18 protein-coding genes, 4 pseudogenes and 1 riboswitch are annotated in these 16,412 nt (G+C 51.8%); of the genes and pseudogenes, 21 read left to right on the top strand and 1 reads right to left on the bottom strand.

The genetic code is table 11. The features are described 5' to 3' along the window. Positions 1–6 precede the first annotated feature (6 nt). The 6 genes and pseudogenes from thiH to P378_RS07035 all read left to right on the top strand — a co-directional run bounded on the left by thiH (position 7) and on the right by P378_RS07035 (position 3,898). Positions 7–1,112: pseudogene (gene thiH, locus P378_RS07055) on the top strand (2-iminoacetate synthase ThiH). Between the two features lie 10 nt (positions 1,113–1,122). After that, positions 1,123–1,416, top strand: a complete 294-nt coding sequence (locus tag P378_RS24480) for a ThiF family adenylyltransferase (protein ID WP_476588322.1) — start codon at positions 1,123–1,125, stop codon at positions 1,414–1,416. Further along, positions 1,398–1,754, top strand: a complete 357-nt coding sequence (locus P378_RS24475) for a ubiquitin-activating E1 family protein (RefSeq protein WP_476588320.1) — start codon at positions 1,398–1,400, stop codon at positions 1,752–1,754. The genes P378_RS24480 and P378_RS24475 overlap by 19 nt, the downstream gene beginning before the upstream one ends. Beyond that, positions 1,744–2,394: a thiamine phosphate synthase gene (gene thiE, locus P378_RS07045; protein WP_099082750.1), complete on the top strand. Its 651-nt coding sequence runs from the start codon at positions 1,744–1,746 to the stop codon at positions 2,392–2,394. Before P378_RS24475 ends, thiE begins: the two co-directional genes overlap by 11 nt. Before the next feature lie 116 nt (positions 2,395–2,510). Then, positions 2,511–3,399: pseudogene (gene rsmA, locus P378_RS07040) on the top strand (16S rRNA (adenine(1518)-N(6)/adenine(1519)-N(6))-dimethyltransferase RsmA). Positions 3,400–3,427: 28 nt separating this feature from the next. Further along, positions 3,428–3,898: a ribonuclease H-like YkuK family protein gene (locus tag P378_RS07035; protein ID WP_099082749.1), complete on the top strand. Its 471-nt coding sequence runs from the start codon at positions 3,428–3,430 to the stop codon at positions 3,896–3,898. Positions 3,899–4,104: 206 nt separating this feature from the next. On the opposite strand, the gene P378_RS07030 is transcribed toward P378_RS07035, so the two are convergent. Then, positions 4,105–4,551, bottom strand: coding sequence for an OsmC family protein (locus tag P378_RS07030; protein ID WP_099082748.1), 447 nt, complete (start codon positions 4,549–4,551; stop codon positions 4,105–4,107). 126 nt (positions 4,552–4,677) lie between these two features. Between P378_RS07030 and yabG the strand changes: the two are divergent. The 15 genes and pseudogenes from yabG to P378_RS06960 all read left to right on the top strand — a co-directional run bounded on the left by yabG (position 4,678) and on the right by P378_RS06960 (position 16,058). Then, positions 4,678–5,588: pseudogene (gene yabG / locus P378_RS07025) on the top strand (sporulation peptidase YabG). 68 nt (positions 5,589–5,656) lie between these two features. Next, positions 5,657–6,663 (top strand): annotated as a pseudogene (locus tag P378_RS07020) (chymotrypsin family serine protease). 207 nt (positions 6,664–6,870) lie between these two features. Next, positions 6,871–7,003: riboswitch (cyclic di-AMP (ydaO/yuaA leader) on the top strand. 5 nt (positions 7,004–7,008) lie between these two features. After that, positions 7,009–7,917, top strand: a complete 909-nt coding sequence (locus tag P378_RS07015; RefSeq protein ID WP_099082747.1) for a CAP domain-containing protein — start codon at positions 7,009–7,011, stop codon at positions 7,915–7,917. A gap of 187 nt (positions 7,918–8,104) precedes the next feature. Continuing rightward, positions 8,105–9,733, top strand: coding sequence for a DUF3794 and LysM peptidoglycan-binding domain-containing protein (locus tag P378_RS07010; protein ID WP_099082746.1), 1,629 nt, complete (start codon positions 8,105–8,107; stop codon positions 9,731–9,733). A 28-nt stretch (positions 9,734–9,761) separates the two neighbouring features. Continuing rightward, entirely contained in the window at positions 9,762–9,902 is a 141-nt protein-coding gene (locus P378_RS21255) for a hypothetical protein (RefSeq protein ID WP_238472986.1), read from the top strand. A 17-nt stretch (positions 9,903–9,919) separates the two neighbouring features. Further along, the gene (locus tag P378_RS07005; RefSeq protein ID WP_238472985.1) at positions 9,920–10,858 is read left to right on the top strand and encodes a DUF3794 domain-containing protein; all 939 of its coding nucleotides are present in this window, start codon (positions 9,920–9,922) and stop codon (positions 10,856–10,858) included. A gap of 158 nt (positions 10,859–11,016) precedes the next feature. Then, on the top strand, positions 11,017–11,649 hold the full coding sequence (locus P378_RS07000; RefSeq protein WP_099082745.1) for a hypothetical protein: 633 nt from the start codon (positions 11,017–11,019) through the stop codon (positions 11,647–11,649). Between the two features lie 92 nt (positions 11,650–11,741). Continuing rightward, positions 11,742–12,044, top strand: coding sequence for a YbaB/EbfC family nucleoid-associated protein (locus P378_RS06995; RefSeq protein ID WP_099082744.1), 303 nt, complete (start codon positions 11,742–11,744; stop codon positions 12,042–12,044). A gap of 13 nt (positions 12,045–12,057) precedes the next feature. Continuing rightward, positions 12,058–12,357, top strand: a complete 300-nt coding sequence (locus P378_RS06990) for a YbaB/EbfC family nucleoid-associated protein (protein ID WP_099082743.1) — start codon at positions 12,058–12,060, stop codon at positions 12,355–12,357. Positions 12,358–12,526: 169 nt separating this feature from the next. Continuing rightward, positions 12,527–12,724, top strand: a complete 198-nt coding sequence (locus P378_RS06985; protein WP_099082742.1) for a hypothetical protein — start codon at positions 12,527–12,529, stop codon at positions 12,722–12,724. A 115-nt stretch (positions 12,725–12,839) separates the two neighbouring features. Further along, entirely contained in the window at positions 12,840–13,382 is a 543-nt protein-coding gene (locus P378_RS06980) for a hypothetical protein (protein WP_099082741.1), read from the top strand. A 28-nt stretch (positions 13,383–13,410) separates the two neighbouring features. Then, positions 13,411–14,526 carry a S8 family peptidase gene (locus tag P378_RS06975; protein ID WP_099082740.1) on the top strand — a complete coding sequence of 372 codons (1,116 nt, stop codon included), beginning with the start codon at positions 13,411–13,413 and terminating at the stop codon, positions 14,524–14,526. Positions 14,527–14,655: 129 nt separating this feature from the next. Then, complete coding sequence (locus P378_RS06970; RefSeq protein ID WP_180261010.1) at positions 14,656–14,898, top strand: heavy-metal-associated domain-containing protein; 243 nt, start codon at positions 14,656–14,658, stop codon at positions 14,896–14,898. A 66-nt stretch (positions 14,899–14,964) separates the two neighbouring features. Beyond that, positions 14,965–15,411: a DMT family transporter gene (locus P378_RS06965; protein WP_099082738.1), complete on the top strand. Its 447-nt coding sequence runs from the start codon at positions 14,965–14,967 to the stop codon at positions 15,409–15,411. 353 nt (positions 15,412–15,764) lie between these two features. Then, entirely contained in the window at positions 15,765–16,058 is a 294-nt protein-coding gene (locus tag P378_RS06960; protein WP_099082737.1) for a zinc-ribbon domain containing protein, read from the top strand. Positions 16,059–16,412 lie beyond the last annotated feature (354 nt).

The raw sequence follows: 16,412 nt of genomic DNA, 5'->3' as shown, positions 1-16,412 counted from the left end.
GGGGCCGTGAGTTTTTACCAGGAAACCCTGCGCTACAGGGATTTTGATTATGACGGTTTTTTTAACGGTATAACCTGTGAGGATATCCGGAGCATTATTTACAAAGACCGGCTGTCGGAGTTGGACTACCTGGCTTTGCTGTCACCGGTTGCCGAAGAGCACCTGGAAGAAATGGCCCAGCGGGCACACCGCCTGACGGTGCAGCATTTCGGGCGGGTCATTCTTCTCTACACGCCGATGTACCTGGCCAATTATTGTGTCAACAAATGCGTTTACTGTGGCTTCGGCGTGCAGAATCACATCAAGCGGGAAAAGCTGACCACCCGGGAAGTGGAAGCCGAGGCAGCCATCATTGCCGCCACCGGATTGAAGCACATCCTAATCCTTACCGGCGAATCCCGGCAGCATTCCCCGGTGTCCTACATCCGGGACTGCGTAAAGGTGTTGAAAAACTACTTTACCTCCATCAGCATCGAAATTTACCCCCTGGAGGAAGCGGAATATGCGGAACTCATTGCCGCCGGCGTCGACGGGTTGACTCTTTACCAGGAGGTCTACGATGAGGCCGTCTATGGCCAACTGCACCTGGCCGGTCCCAAGCGGGATTATTACTGGCGCCTAGAGGCCCCGGAGCGGGCCTGCCGGGCCGGCATGCGGACCGTCAATGTGGGAGCCTGCTGGGCCTCCATGACTGGCGGAGCGAGGCCTTTTTTACAGGCCTGCATGCCAATTACTTGCAAAACCGCTACACCGACGTGGAGGTCAGCATATCGCCACCCCGCATGCGGCCCCATGCAGGGGGATTTCCCCCCAGGGTCGTGGTCAGCGATAAAAACCTGGTGCAGTACATCCTGGCTTTCCGTTTGTTTATGCCCCGGGGGGGCATCACCCTTTCCACCCGGGAATCTGCAGCCCTGAGGGACCGGCTGCTAAAACTGGGGATCACCAAAATGTCCGCCGGGTCCTGCACGGCGGTGGGCGGCCGGGTCAAGGGGGAAGAGCCTGCGGGCCAGTTTGATATTTCCGATGAGCGGGATGTCCGGGCGATGGTCAGCATGCTCTACAGCCAGGGCTACCAGCCGGTCTTTAAGGATTGGCAGATGTTAGAATGAGGGGTATGTCATGAATGAGTTTGAAAAAGCGCTGCGTGGAGTCTTTGGGCCGGCAGCCCTGGCCAAAATCCAACAGGTCCGGGTGGGGATTGCCGGGGCAGGGGGGCTGGGTTCCAACTGCGCCCAGTTCCTGGCCCGCAGCGGCTTCAGGAATTTTAAAATCGTGGACTTTGACGAAGTGGAATACAGCAACCTGAACCGGCAGTTTTTCTTTTTCCACCAGGTGGGGGAAACCAAGGTGGCGGCCCTCAAAAAGAATCTCCTGCAAATTAACCCCGACATCCGGTGGATACGCTGCAGGTAAAAATTGAACCGGACAATATCGGCACCCTGTTTGAGGACAGCCATGCAGTTATTGAGGCCCTGGACCGGCCTGAATACAAAAAACTGGTGGTGGAGTCTTACCTTTTGTCCGGCAAGCTTCTGGTGGCGGCTTCCGGGCTGGCCGGCTGGGGAAACACCGATGCCATCAAAATTCGCAAGGTCAAGGAGCATTTTTACCTGGTGGGGGACCTGGTGTCGGAAGTGCAGCCCCATTGCCCGCCGGTGGCCCCGGCGGTGGTTATTACAGCGGCCAAACAGGCCGATGTGGTGCTGAGTTACTTTTTAGGAAAGTGTGAGGTGAAAGAAAATGACCGTTAAAAGGGGTCTGACCGAATTTTTTAACAGCGGCATTTACGGCATCACTGCCGAGGAATATTCCCGGGGCCGAGACAACATCCAGGTGGTGCGCCAGATGATCGCCGCCGGCATTAAAATTATTCAATACCGGGAAAAGGAAAAAAAGGCTCGGGAGAAATATGAGGAGTGCACCGTCATCCGAGAACTGACCCGCCCGGCCGGTGTCACCTTTATTGTGAATGACGACATCGACCTGGCCCTGCTGGTGGATGCCGACGGGGTCCATATCGGCCAGGATGACCTGCCCCCGGAGAAGGTGCGCCGGTTGGTAGGAGAGGAGCGGCTGATCGGCCTGTCCACCCACTCGCCGGATCAGGCCCGGGCAGCCCTGGCAGCGGGCGTGGATTATATCGGCGTTGGCCCCATTTTTGCCACCCGCACCAAGAAAGATGTCTGCGACCCGGTGGGATTGGAGTACCTGGAGTATGTAGTGAAGCAGGTGAATTTGCCCTTTGTGGCCATTGGCGGCATCAAGGAGCACAACATCCGGCAAGTGGCCGCCCGGGGCGCCCTGTGCATCGCCCTGGTGACAGAAATCGTCGGGGCGGCGGACATCGGGGCCAAGGTGGCGGCCTTGCGGCAGGAAATGGCAAAGGCGTAAGTGGTACCCCAACAATTTATTAACACTGCCCTAATTTGAATTTAATTGGTAGTAGGGTTGACATACAGGATATAATAGAATTATACAATATTTATTAGGAAGGATCGGATCCTACATTGCGGGAATTGACTTCGCCGTCGGCTGTCAGAAAAATCATCCAGGCACATGGTTTCAAGGTGCGCAAGGCGCTGGGCAGAATTTTTTAATGGATGCCAATATCATCGAAAAGATTGTGCGTTTTGCGGACTTGACCGAACAGGATTTAACCTTTGAAATCGGGCCGGGCCTGGGGGTGCTGACCAGAAGGTTGGCCCGTTCCGCCGGTAGAGTGATCGCGGTGGAATTGGACCAGAACCTGCTGCCAATCCTGCAGGAAACCCTGGCGGATTTTCCCAATGCCGAGGTGGTTCACGGGGATGCCTTAAAGGTTGATTTTGACCGGCTGGCTGAGGAGCGCACCGCAGGCGTATTTGGACGTCAGGGTAAAAAATACAAACTGGTGGCGAATCTGCCTATTACATCACTACGCCTCTTCTTATGCACCTGCTGACCAACGGCTTCAATCTGGAGCGGTTGGTGGTTATGATGCAAAGGGAAGTGGCGGACCGTCTGCAGGCCTCCCCGGGGGGGAAGGACTACGGCAGCCTCAGTGTGGCGGTACAGTATTATACCGTGCCGGAGATTGTGGTCAGGGTCCCCAAAACCGTCTTTTACCCTGCCCCGGATGTGGATTCGGCGGTGGTCCGGTTAACAAAAAGAGAGGCCCCTCCCGTTGATGTGACCAGTGAAGAGCTGTTTTTCAAGGTGGTCAGGGCCGCCTTCGGGCAGCGGCGCAAGACCCTGCTCAATTCCCTGACCGGCTCAGGACTGGCCGCCAGGGAAACATGGCTTGAAGTGCTTTCGAAAACAGGCATCGACCCTGCCAGAAGGGGCGAAACCTTGTCTTTGCAGGAGTTTGCCGATCTGGCCAATACCTTTTGGTCAGCGTACAGCGGAACGCGGTAAAAATGCCTAATAGCACAGGGAGGCAATAATGAGTTTTATCAGCCCTTCCAAAGGAAAAATGAACTTTGAAGAGATGATGGATGACATCCTGGCTTATATTAAAGGTCTTCCCTGCTCTTCCTATAAGATCGTGGTGGGGACGGACTCCCAGGTGCGGCGTGAGACTTGCTTTGTTACGGCGGTTATCGTTCATCGCAAAGGAAAGGGTGCCCGCTTTTACTACCGGAAAAACACACAGAGAAAAATTAAGAGTTTACGCCAGAAAATCTTTTACGAAACCAGCATGAGCCTTGAACTGGGCGCCAAAATCACCAACCTGTTGGCGCTGGGCGGCGTTGAGGACACCAATGTGGAAATCCATATCGACGTTGGCCACCAGGGTGAGACAAAGGAGTTAATCCGGGAAGTGGTGGGCATGGTCACCGGCAGCGGCTTCGAGGCAAAAATTAAACCGGACTCCTTTGCTGCTTCCAGCGTGGCAGATCGGTACACCAAGTAAAACCCCCTACCAAAAAGGTAGGGATTTTTTGTCTGACAACGATGTTCAACCATAAATATTCCTTAAAGCCTTGATTTTACTGGATTTGTACTAAAAAATGCCATTTGCAGTGTAGACTTTTAGATGTGATTAAAGTCTTTATTTTCAAGGCTTTGGGGCCACGGCCAACAGCCAAAAGCGAACTGCGACATGCCGACGACCGGCCGTTAGGCCATCCACCCCTCTTTTGGATATCTCTCCCCATTCAGCTCGTAAGCAAACACAATTCTGCTCACCTTGTTCAGGTTATTGGCGATGGAGCAGTATTTCTCCTGGGAGAGGCGGATGGCGCGTTCTACCTTTTCCTGGGTTAAGGCCGCGCCCTTGAGAGAATAAAGCAGGCGAATCTCCGTAAAGAATTTCGGCTCTGTGGCAGCCCGGTCTCCCTCCACCGAGATGGCAAACTCATCGATGGTTAGGTGCATCTTTTCCAAAATGTGAACCACATCAATGCCGCTGCAGCCGGCCAGGGACATCAGCAAGATTTCCGTAGGCCGGGCCCCCCGGTCTGTGCCGCCCATCTCTTTGCCGGTATCCATCATAATTTTGTGGTTGGAACCACTGGTCCCCTCAAAGCACATACCCCCGTGCCAGTTTACCTTACCCGAAAACATCCTGGATCTCCTCCCTTTAAAAAATCTTTTTCGATTTCTATTATATCCCAAAGAATCACCGCAGACATTCACAACCCTAAGATACTTAACATAAGATGCAGTAAAACATGAAAGGGGGGTAGGACCGTGTCAAAAATACAGGAGGGCGACATGGTTGCCCGCAAATCCTACGGCAATGATGTTTTTTTTAAAGTCACCAGCCTTCACCGTGGCGATGACGGCAAGGACTATGCTGTTCTCAAAGGTTTGGACATACGGTTGGTTGCCAGTTCGGTAGTTGATGACCTGGTAAAAATCGACCCTAAAGATGTTGCCAAATATTGGACCCAGACATTAAGAAAAAATGCGGAAGTTATGGACCGTGTCATGAAAAGACGTTCAGAAGAACGTAAAGACAGGCTTAAAAGGTGTACCGACGGTCTCTGCTCTGTGAGTCGCTCGACAGATGGAGAGAAGTGTGATGATGAAATAGAGGGTTTTGATGTGCCCGGTTCAGTACTGCACCTAGACGGGGATAAGGATTATTTGGATTTATGCATGACCACCTACCGCAACCTCTCCATCCCCGCCTTCGCTACGCCATTCATGAGGAAGATCAGCCAAAGAGAGTTTTAGCGCTGCTGGAAAAACACTACCCGGATATCCTCGTACTGACCGGGCATGACGGCCTAAAAAAAGGTGCCAAAGATTTATCCGACGTAAACAATTACCACAACAGCAAGTATTTTATTGAAGCGGTAAAGATTGCCCGCTCCTTTGAAAAGAGCCGGGATGACCTGGTGATTTTCGCCGGGGCCTGCCAGTCCTGCTATGAAGCCATTTTGAGTTACGGCGCCAACTTCGCCAGTTCACCCAAGAGAGTTTTAATTCACGCCTATGACCCGGTGTTTGTGGTAGAAAAGATTGCCTACACGTCTATCCATGACCCCATCGCCATTCGGGATATCATTAAGAGCACCATCACAGGTTTTGACGGTATCGGCGGTGTAGAAACCAGGGGGAAACACCGCCTGGGAGTTCCCAGAACAGATTGCTAAAACTGTAGTACCCCTTCCTGCTGTACCGCATATGATGGTCTAGGACATTTTAGGGAGGGATTTCCTTTATGGATAAGTTTTTCAAGACCCTGGAAAAGGCCAAGTGGCGCTTGCTTGGCATGAAAAACGTTGTGGGGGTAGGAGTTGGCCACAAGCATGTGGGCATGGAGCGGACCGAAAGGCTGGCCATTATTATTTTTGTGAAAAAGAAAGAGACCCCCGAGAACCTCAGCAGGGAGCATATGGTTCCCTACAGAATCAACGAGTTGGAAACCGATGTCATTGAAATTGGTGAAGTGCGCCTGTTGGGCGAAGAAAGAACCAAGCACGTCAGGCCGGCCCAACCGGGCATTAGCATCGGCCATTACCGGGTAACGGCGGGTACCTTTGGGGCGGTGGTGCGTGACCGAAGCACCGGAGAACCGCTCATCCTGTCCAATAACCATATCCTGGCCAATGCCACCAACGGCAAGGACGGCCGGTCCGCCCTCGGCGATCCCATCTTGCAGCCCGGCGAATATGACGGCGGCACCCGGGAAGACCGCATCGCCACCCTGCTGCGGTACATTCCCCTGCAAAAGGGGGAAGCCCCTGCCACCTGCCCGGTTGCCAACGGCGCAGCCGTATTGCCAATGTCCTGGTGCGGGCCATCCGGCTCAATTACCAGCTTAGATTCTTTAAACGCGGGGGCACACCCAATATTGTGGACTGCGCGGTGGCCCGGCCCCTCAGACCGGACCTGATCACCGACGAAATTGTGGGCATTGGCAGGGTGGAGGGCACGGCCCAGGCAAAACCAGGCATGAAGGTGGTAAAAAGCGGCAGGACCACAGGCATCACCCGGGGAACGGTGACCGCCGTGGGGGCCACCATGGAAGTAAAGCTGGATGATGACAGCACCGCTTATTTCAGTGACCAGGTGGTTACAGACATGAAATCCCAGGGGGGCGACAGCGGCTCCCTGGTGCTGAACGAGGAAAACAAAGCCGTTGGATTATTGTTTGCAGGATCCGACAAGGTAACGGTTTTTAATCACATTCAAACCGTGCTGGACAAATTAAATATAGAGCTTTAAACTATGGATAAAACCCCGGGACGAAAGTTACGGGGTTTTGTTGTATGGGAATAGTTGGTATGAGTGCCTAAAAATAAGATTTTCCCCAGGAAATTCGACAATATCCTAAACCAGTTAAACAGTTCAATTAATGACAGGGATTACGGCTTTTGTAAGATCAGCCATTTTTTTGTATATTTAGGACAGGCTTAGGTTGAATGCCAAGAAACTGAAAAAATGCCGAATCCCGGTAAACCCGGGTACGGAGGAACCAATTTTGGGGTGAATCCTCGCTCGTTAGGTAGGGACTTCCTTTGCCCGAACCCGTCAGCTAACTCCGGAGGCAAAAAGGAAAGGAGAAAACAAATGCAGTACCGACTCAAAAAGGTTTCCGTGTTCCTGGCGACCCTGTTTACTGTTCTGTTGCCCTTCATGACTCCCCAGGCCGCCCCGGCGGCAGCCGGAGACGACCAGGATATGGTCGCACTGGTGAACCAGGCGAGAGCCCAGGCAGGCCTTGCTCCTCTTACCTACGACTCTGAATTGTCCGCGCAAGCGGCCAACAACCTGGATTACTACCAGAAAACCGGTCAAATCCCAAATTCCAGCATGTTATTGCAAATTGCTAAAAACGGCGGTTACACTTCCCTGGGACAAACCATTGTGTGCGGCAGCGATGCCAAGTCCATGGTTGATAAACAACTGAAATACTATGGCAGCCGCTCCATTCTCAACGCCAAATACAACCGTATCGGCATCGTGATTGCAGATACCGATGCCGGCAAGTTTTGTGTACAGCTGCTGGCTACCAAGCAAGGGGAACAGCCGCAGCAGCCCCAAGAACAGCCACAACAACCACAGCAGCCCCAGCAGCCTGCTTCCTTTATGAATGACCTGCAGCAGCAGGTAGTGGACTTGGTGAATGTGGAAAGGGCGAAGCACGGTCTGAAGCCGTTGGCGGCAAAACAAGATCTCACCAATGTGGCCATGATCAAGGCCCAGGATATGTATAAAAACAGGTATTTCTCCCATACTTCTCCCACTTATGGCTCCCCCTTCGATATGATGCGCAAGTACGGCATCAGCTACACCGCTGCCGGTGAGAACATTGCTATGGGTCAGAGAACCGCTGCCCAGGTTGTGCAGGACTGGATGAACAGCCCCGGCCACAGGGCCAACATTCTGAATGGCAACTACAACGAAATCGGCGTGGGTATTTACCAGAGTTATAACGGTTATGGATACATCTGGGTGCAGATGTTTGCCCGCCGGTAGTATTAAACAGCCTTCTTTGGACAAAACGGTGAACTTGTCCGAAGGCCATAACCATAATAAGGAAACAGGAGGAAATATTTCCTCCTGGTTTTTTACATTTTCTTAAGGATTGACCACATTTTCAGCACATTTCTCCAGACAATCCAATATATATATTAAGGAGATATCTTGAAAGGAGGCTCGATTGATGGCCATGAAGAAAGGGCCCAAGCCAAAATTTCGACGCGCTCTTGACGATGTTAACAATAATACCAGAAGCAATGCGGCGTTAGAGACAGAAAGATTCAGCTTAGAACAGGTAGTCGGTGAAAATACAGAGCAGACCATCGTCCGTGGCACCATCTCCGTGCCCGAGGCAAAGCCGGCAGTGGATGAAATTCTCTCGACAGACACCACCACCAAGCTGAAAAAGGTCGAAGTCATACCCAACAAGGTCATCGTGGAAGGAACCCTCAGGCTGGAAGTTATGTATACCGCCTTTAAAGAAGACCAGTCCGTGCACACCTTCCACGCGGAACTGGATTTTACCGATTTTATCGAAGTAGAAGGCGCCCGGCCGGGCATGAATGCGGAAGTTGACATTGTGGTGGAGGATGTGAGCCTGACCCGAGATCCCAAGTGTGCCGAAGATTGGGATGTTGCTGCAGTATTACAAGTTACCGCCAGGGTTACCGAAACCCGCGATGTGAATGTTCTCACGGAGTGCCCCCAGGGATTTACCTGCGAAACGGAAAGAATGAATTTGCAGCATGTGGTGGGCACTGGCACCAAACAGGTCCTCATCGACGAAGAGTTTGAGCTGCCCGAAGGGAAGCCGGACGTCGAAAAAGTCATTAAGTGCATGTGTGATGTGGAAATTACCGACACGAAGATCATCAAAAACAAAGTGCTGATTGACGGCGAAGTGGACCTGGAGTGTACTTACACCGCGATGAAGGATGACCAGTCGGTTCACACCCTGGAAGAAACCTTTAAGTTTAACACCTTTATTGAAGTTGAGGGCGCCGAGCAGGGCATGCAAGTCCATGTGGACGCCATGGTAGAGTCCTGCGAGGTTGAGGTTGCCGAAGATAACGCCTGCTTACTGTCTCCTACTATAGTATTACGTCTGCGGGCCCGGGTGACAGAGGACCGTGAAGTGGATGTTGTCACCGAAGTGAAGGGCGCTGACGTGGAGACCGCCACCCTGGATATGGAGAGTCTGGTGGGAGAAGCGTGCAAGCAGGTCGTGATCCGGGATGCCAAGGAACCCCCCGCCGAAAAACCGGCCATCGACAAAATCAAGGAAGTTACCGCCGGCGATGTGGTGATTAAAGATACCGACGTCATCCGGGATAAGGTGCTGGTGAAGGGTACCATCGAGTTTCAGGTGATGTACACCGCCATGAAGGCGGACCAGTCCATTCATATGATTCACCGCAAGGTTTCCTTTAAAACCTTTATCGATGTGCCCGGCGCCCGCCCCGATCAAAAAGTTGACATTGACGTGGAAGTGGAATGGGCCAATGCCAAGATAGACGGCTGCGACCTGGTGGTTGAAGCCGTGCTGAACGTCTGCGCCCGGGTCACCGAAACCGTTAAACGGGAAGTGGTGACCGGTTTCAGACCCAGACCCACCGTGACCCCGGCCCCGGAAGTTTGTATTCCCGGCACCACCTTTAATTACGTGGTTCAGCGGGGTGACACCCTGAGCAAGCTGGCCCAGCGCTTCGGCACCACCGTGCAGGCTATCCTGGCCGTGAACCCGCAAATCACCAACCCCAACTTAATCACGGTCGGCCAGACCATCAAGATTCCTTGCGTTGCCAAGGGTTAAGTATAAATAACATTAAGGAGGTAAAACAATGCCGAACGGTAACAACCAGAATGCTTTATTACCATTTGCCGGATGCATTTTAGTGAAGCTGCCTATTGTGCTAGCGGATGTCAGAGATTCTGTAACCGTGGATAACGTCACCTGCCCGCCCGAACAAGCAAAAAAATAGACCACATTGACGTGGTGGTGCGGGACCTGGAAGCCGATCCGGTCTTCACCGGCCCTATCATGAACAACCATGTTCCCTGCAACAGCCCCAAGGCCACCGTGCATTTCGGTGAACCGGTTTGCGGACCCCGGGAGATCAGAAGCATCACGGTACACGGCACCCTGCACAAGCAGATCTTCTATGTCAACAAGGATGATGACGTCAGACACTTTAGCGAAGACATTCGCTTCATGAAGACTGTAAAACTGGATCCTCCTCTGCCTGTCATGGACCCCGGCAATATTGATATTGAATTCCGGGATGTAAACGTGGATATAGATTTCGAGCTGCCCCGGCCCACCCGCATTCAGCAGGTAGCCACCATCACCTTTACCCTGAAGATCACCGAAGACCAGCAGATCTTCATCCAGACTTGCATCCCGGATCAGGATTTGATTGGCACGCAGGTGCTTGCAAACACAAGCTTTGAAGCTTTTACAGCATGTGTTCTTGCTGTTTGGCAGCAGTCCAATGTTGCCCCGGGACAACCGGGAAGAAACGGCGGATTTTCAGCCGGTTTAGGTGGTCCTCCGGCTGACGCTGAATGTACTGCTGACCCGTCTCAGCCGGCATCTCTTGTACAGCAGATTCCTAGAGAGTTTATCCGTCCTGGGCTTAGGTATGAGTTGTGCTTCTATATCCAGGAGGTACCGCCGGCTGGTTTAGGACCCGTTACAGATTATACCGTTGAAGCGAGGGTTGTGTTCCGTGATGCAGCAGGCAACCCCATTAACTCCGCAGCAGTTACAACAATTCCAGATGAAAACATCAATACAACTTGGAAACAGATTTGTTTAACCTCTAACCCGGCACCTGAAGGAGCAGTTTCCGGAACAGTAGAAATCGTATTTACTCCCATTAATCCTCCGGTTGGGGCCCCAACGGAGCCTTTGTACTCATTGACGATGCAACTTTAACCATTGTTGGATAATTTATTATCCATGTAATATGAAGCCGTCCACCGGGCGGCTTCCCTGTTTATACCAGGGTGTGGGGCTTGTCCCAGGGGCACTTATGGTGCCGGCCCCACATATATTATAGTGTTAGTTTTTTGACTGAAAAAGGGGGGAACAAGGTGGAAAACGGCAAGGAGGAAATGATGTCCCGGGAACCGGTCAGCCAGCCTGCTAACACAGCGGGGGATACGATTCGTCAGAGCCTGGATGAAGCAATGTTTAAACTGCTGAATTTTCAAGCCCAGCACGGGGCCGACCAGAATACGACCATGATTATGCTGGCCTTAATGAACCTGCTGGGCATTGTCAACTGCATGAACCGCATCCTGCCGGAGGGACAACGGGTCCGGGGAACTGATAACCTGGCAGCCCAAATATCCGGCATGCTCGGTGGCGCAGCCCCGCCGCCGGGATTTTTCCAGGGACCCCAGGGACCGCCCGGCGGCCCGGGAGGCATTGACCCGGCCATGCTGGCAGCCCTGGCCGGCATGCTCGGGGGACCCAGGGGCCCCGAAGGTCCCGGTGAACCGGGCAACAGACCCGGCCTCGACCCGGCCTTACTGGGCGCCCTGGCAAGTATGCTGGGCGGACCCGGCGGTGGTGGCGCTAACCCCGCAGCCCTCATGGCCATGCTGGCAAACATGATGGGACCCAGGCGTCCGCCGGAGGGTCAGAGGCCGAAAGAATCGCAGGCAAAGGAAGAAAAAAGGATCAACCGGAAGAAAAGCCCAAACAAAGCCATGAAGCCATGAGGAAAGAGCAAGGGTTTTCCCCCAGAGGAGTTTTAAAATGGGATCCCCGGTTTGGCTCGCCCACATCTTCGTTTTAAGGAGGTTGGTTTGCGTTGTTCGGTAATTTAGGTGGCATGATGTCCCAGGTGCAAAACATGCAGGAAACGCTAAAGGAAATTCAAGTGGAAGTCACGGTGGGAGAAGGTGACATCACCGTTTTAATGAACGGCACCCAGAGTTTAATGGCTGTTCAGATCGCCCCCCGGTTAATGCAAGGGGATGTGGCCCAGTTGGAAGATAAGGCGGCTGAAGCGTTAAATCTGGCCCAACAGGAGAGCAGGAAAAAAGTCCAGGAGCAGGTTGCCAAGATGACAGGCATCAACGTGTCCAATTTCATGAATATGTTTAAAGGTTAACGGGGGTGAGTCCGTGATAGGCAATATGTCCAAAATACTGGGCCAACTGCAGGATTTGCAGCAGCAGTTAAAAGACCTTACCGTAGAAGGGGTGGCCGGCGACGGGTTGGCAAAAGTCATTATGAACGGCCAGCAGAATATTTTAGCCGTCCGATTTGACCCGGACCGGGTCACCGCTGTGGCGCCGGAAGTCCTGGGACAAATGCTTGCCGAAGCCTATAATCAGGCCCAGGTGGAAAGCAAGGCCAGGGCCAGGGAGCAAGTAACTAAAGTTACCGGCCTTGATCTAGCAAACTTGCCAGGAATTTTTTAGTACAGCCGGTTAAGGGATAAAGGGTAAGCCCATGGTGGCTGCCCTTTTTTACTTTGTCATGCAAAATTTGTCTTCTCATAATGTAACACAAAGTCTCCTTTTCTCATAATTTAATGTAAGAACGGTCCCGGGATATCGTTCACAGATTTAAACATGAGGAGGAATTTAGATGTCTAACGTACTAGAAGGCATTAAGGAAAAAGTTGGAGGTTATTCGGGAAATCTGGGTCTATGCTGCTGCCTGCTGCTGGCGCTGTTCATCATCGGCATCGCACTCGTATTCTGCGGCATTCTGCCCGTCCACCTGCTCGGCCTCTACCTGTTCCTGGCCCTGGCTATCTTCTGCTGCTGCTTTGCCTGGTGCTAGACCTTCACAAAAGTTTTATATCCTTTATCAGGGAAGGGGCTACACCCTCGTGTAGCCCTTTCCACCCAAGGATATACGTCGACATCGGTGTTGTTAGGGAAGGGAGTTGATCACAGTGGGTGAAAGATCCAGCAACCGGCTCGCCAGCAACCTAGAGCAGCTGGTCACCAAATTGGAGAGCATCCACTCCCAGAAGAGCAGTGAACTGGACCAGGTTTCCGGTGTGCTGGGAAACATGGATAAACTGGTTGACATTATTTCCAGGGTTGAATTGCAACGTCAGGCAGAACACCAGCTAAACGAGCAACTGGATAAGTTAAACGAAGTTATGGAAAATCTCTCCGGTCAGCAACAAATTGCCAGGAGAGAGGTCCCTGTGGAGGAAACCCTTCACAAGATCATCAAAGGCGTTAAGGTGACCGGCAAGGTCATGGATATCGTGGCCGGCAGCCTGGGAGTTATGTTTGACTCCATCGTGGCCACCGTAAAGACTTCGGAACGGCAGGGCGCTACCCGGTCCACCAAAGAGGTGGATTTAGCCAGCGTTTTGGCCCCCCTGGGAAGTCTTCTCCAGGGGCTGCTGAGCAGTGAACCGGTGGATAACAGCACAAGCAAACCAAACAAATCAAGCAAGCCCGAAGAAAAGAAAGAAGAGTAGGGGCGTTCTGGCCAGAGGGGATGAGGCTATGGTCGGAAGAAAAAAACGCGTAAGAATAATACTTTTTAAAAATCGCCTTTACCGCAGTGAACTGACCCCGTCCCATATCGATCTGATCAAATGGATAGGAGCAAAGGAAATTCGCACCCTACCAAACGTGAACGGTATCATCTGCACTTTACCGGAGGATATTTCAGATGAAAAGATCGTATCTACCGGTGGAGTGGCAGCGGTAGAAGAAAACTTTAAAATTCGTTTGGTACCCTGGGCACCGGCCAAGTTTAAACCATTTATGTATGAAGAGGAGCAGTTAATCCCCTGGGGTGTTCATTCTATTGGGTCCCACGTCTGCTGGCCGGAAACCAGAGGGCAAGGCGTTAAGGTTGCGGTGATTGACAGCGGCATCGATGGCAGCCATCCTAACCTGGGGAACAACCTCAAGGGAGGGATAAACCTGGTTGACCCCGGGGCATCTTATTATGATGATAACGGTCATGGCACACATGTGGCGGGAACCATTGCCGCTGCCAACATTGGCAAGGGGATCATCGGAGTGGCACCGGAGGCGGAACTCTATGCCGTCAAGGTATTGGATCAATGGGGTGAAGGTACCATCTTGAACGCCATTAATGCCATCGATTGGTGTTTGAAACGCGGCATTAACGTGGCGAACATGAGCTTTGGCACCGATAAGTACAGCAGTGCGCTGGAAGAAGCGGTCCGGGTAGCCCGACGGCGAGGGCTGCTGATCGTGGCGGCTGCCGGCAATGACGGCGGTCCGAATACCGTCGATTATCCTTCTGTATTTGAGGAGGCCCTCAGCGTCGCCGCAGTGGACAGCAGGGGAAAACTCGCCAGTTTTAGCAGCAGTGGCCCGGAGGTAGATATGCTGGCTCCGGGAAGCGATATCGTTTCTACCTACCGTTGGGGCAGCTACGTTCGGTTAAGTGGCAGTTCCATGGCTACGGCTCACGTCACCGGCGCTGCGGCATTGTTAAAGGCAAAATACCCTGATGAACATGTTGATCAACTGCACCGGCGGTTATTGTCCGGGGCCCAAAAGGTAAAAGGTTCGGGCAATCATTTCATCGGTGCGGGGATCATCAGGGTGGATCTATCACTAAAATCTTTCCCGGGGGCATAAAAAGTGCAAAGAATTTACAGTATCGGCCCCGGTCGGAAACCTGGACATCCGGCGGGGGTTGATTGTTGATGTATAACGGCTCAGATTACGGTAAAAAATAGGAGAGAAATCAGGAGGGAGGGGAACGTCTTGGTCGAGCCAAATATCCAGGACCACCGGAACATCACCAAGACCTTTAAGATTGGCGGCCTGCAGGGAGGCCAGCATGATAAAGAGGAGATCGAAACCTATCTTTCTGAAATTGACGGGTTGGATAAGGTAATTGTGAATCTGGAGGACGGAACCGTCACCGTGGACTTTGACCCCGGGGCCATCCACACCGATTACCTGCGGGGAATCCTCAGGTCCCTGGGCCACGATATTCTGGTATAGGATTGCCCAACATACAACAGGATAAAAAGCAGGCCACGGGCCTGCTTTTTTCACCGGAGGTCAGTAATGGACAGCAAATTATTCGCACTTATCATCGCAGCCACATCCGGACTCACCATGGCCCTGCAGGGAACCCTGAATTCCGCCCTGGGCAAAGTTATTGGACTGTGGGAGACCACCTTTATTGTTCATGCAGTAGGCACGGTCCTGGTAGGCATCCTGGTCTTTGTTTGCCGCCTGGGGGCCTGCGACCTGGATAAATGGATGAGTGCCCCCTGGTATACCTACCTGGGCGGCGTGCTGAGCGTATTAATCATCTATATGGTGGCCCGCAGCATCCCAGCCGTGGGCGTCGCCCCGGCCACCACCGCCATCATCGTGGGCCAGGTCCTTACAGCCGCCGCCATCGACCACCTGGGCCTCTTTGGCGTGGCCCGCATTCCCTTCAGCTGGTATCATGTTGCCGGAACTTTCCTCATGGCCGGCGGGGCGTTTCTGCTGCTGAAGAAGTAGTGCCCTGGGCTCGCACGTTAGCTACTAGCCGGTAATTTTTATATTAAATATTGTGATTATATTGTTTCAAAAAAATTCCTCGATGGGATATTGTTAAATTCTAACATGTAGTAGCGAAAACTATGCTACTGGAACCGGGAACCCTTGCGGCTATTGGGCTGGAAATATTTGTCGCCAAACTCCGGATAAAAAATAAATAAAAAATTAGCTTGCATATTCCTTTAGATGGGTTATACTTATGAAGTTCGATACGCTTGGATATACGGTAAAACTTTCTCTGGTTGCCATCGGCTTGGGAAAAAACTGTTATTTCCCTAGCTGGCGGGCAACTTAAAATTAGAGGAGGTTTTTTTATGTTTCAAGACAAGAATTTAAGCTGTAAGGATTGTGGTTCCGAATTTGCTTTTACGGTGTCGGAACAAGAGTTTTATGCAGAAAAGGGTTTCACAAATGAGCCCGGTCGTTGCCCTGATTGCCGTGCTGCTCGCAAAGCGGCAAACAGAGGTAACAATTATGGTTATCAAGAACGTCAAATGTATAATGTTACCTGTTCAGACTGTGGAAAAGAAACTCAAGTTCCTTTTCAACCCCGTGGTGATAAGCCCGTATATTGCCGTGACTGCTTCCGCCCACGCAATAACTGGTAAACCCTTTTAATTAAACAAGACTATGACCGTGTAGAATACTACGCGGTCATTTTTATTTTAATCCACTAGCGTTGCATAAAACTTTCGCATAAATTAAAAGGTAATAATTGGAAGATATAATTGTATAATTTTGTAATTATTTGGGTGTATACACCAATTAACCCATTTTACTTTATGCTAAAGGAACAACCACTTAAGAGGTAGTCCTTTAATCCACATTTTTACAAATGATGTAATTCCTAGGCTATTATCGGGTCGTAAGTTAAATCATCCAGGTGGTCTGCTTCACCTTGTAGTACCTGTTCTACTGTAAAGTTGTAGATTTTTTATGGTCTATCCACCGTCGTCCTCTTG

This window comes from Desulforamulus profundi (assembly GCF_002607855.1).
Note: the sequence above shows the minus strand (reverse complement) of the source record. Positions and strands in the feature narration are given on the sequence as shown.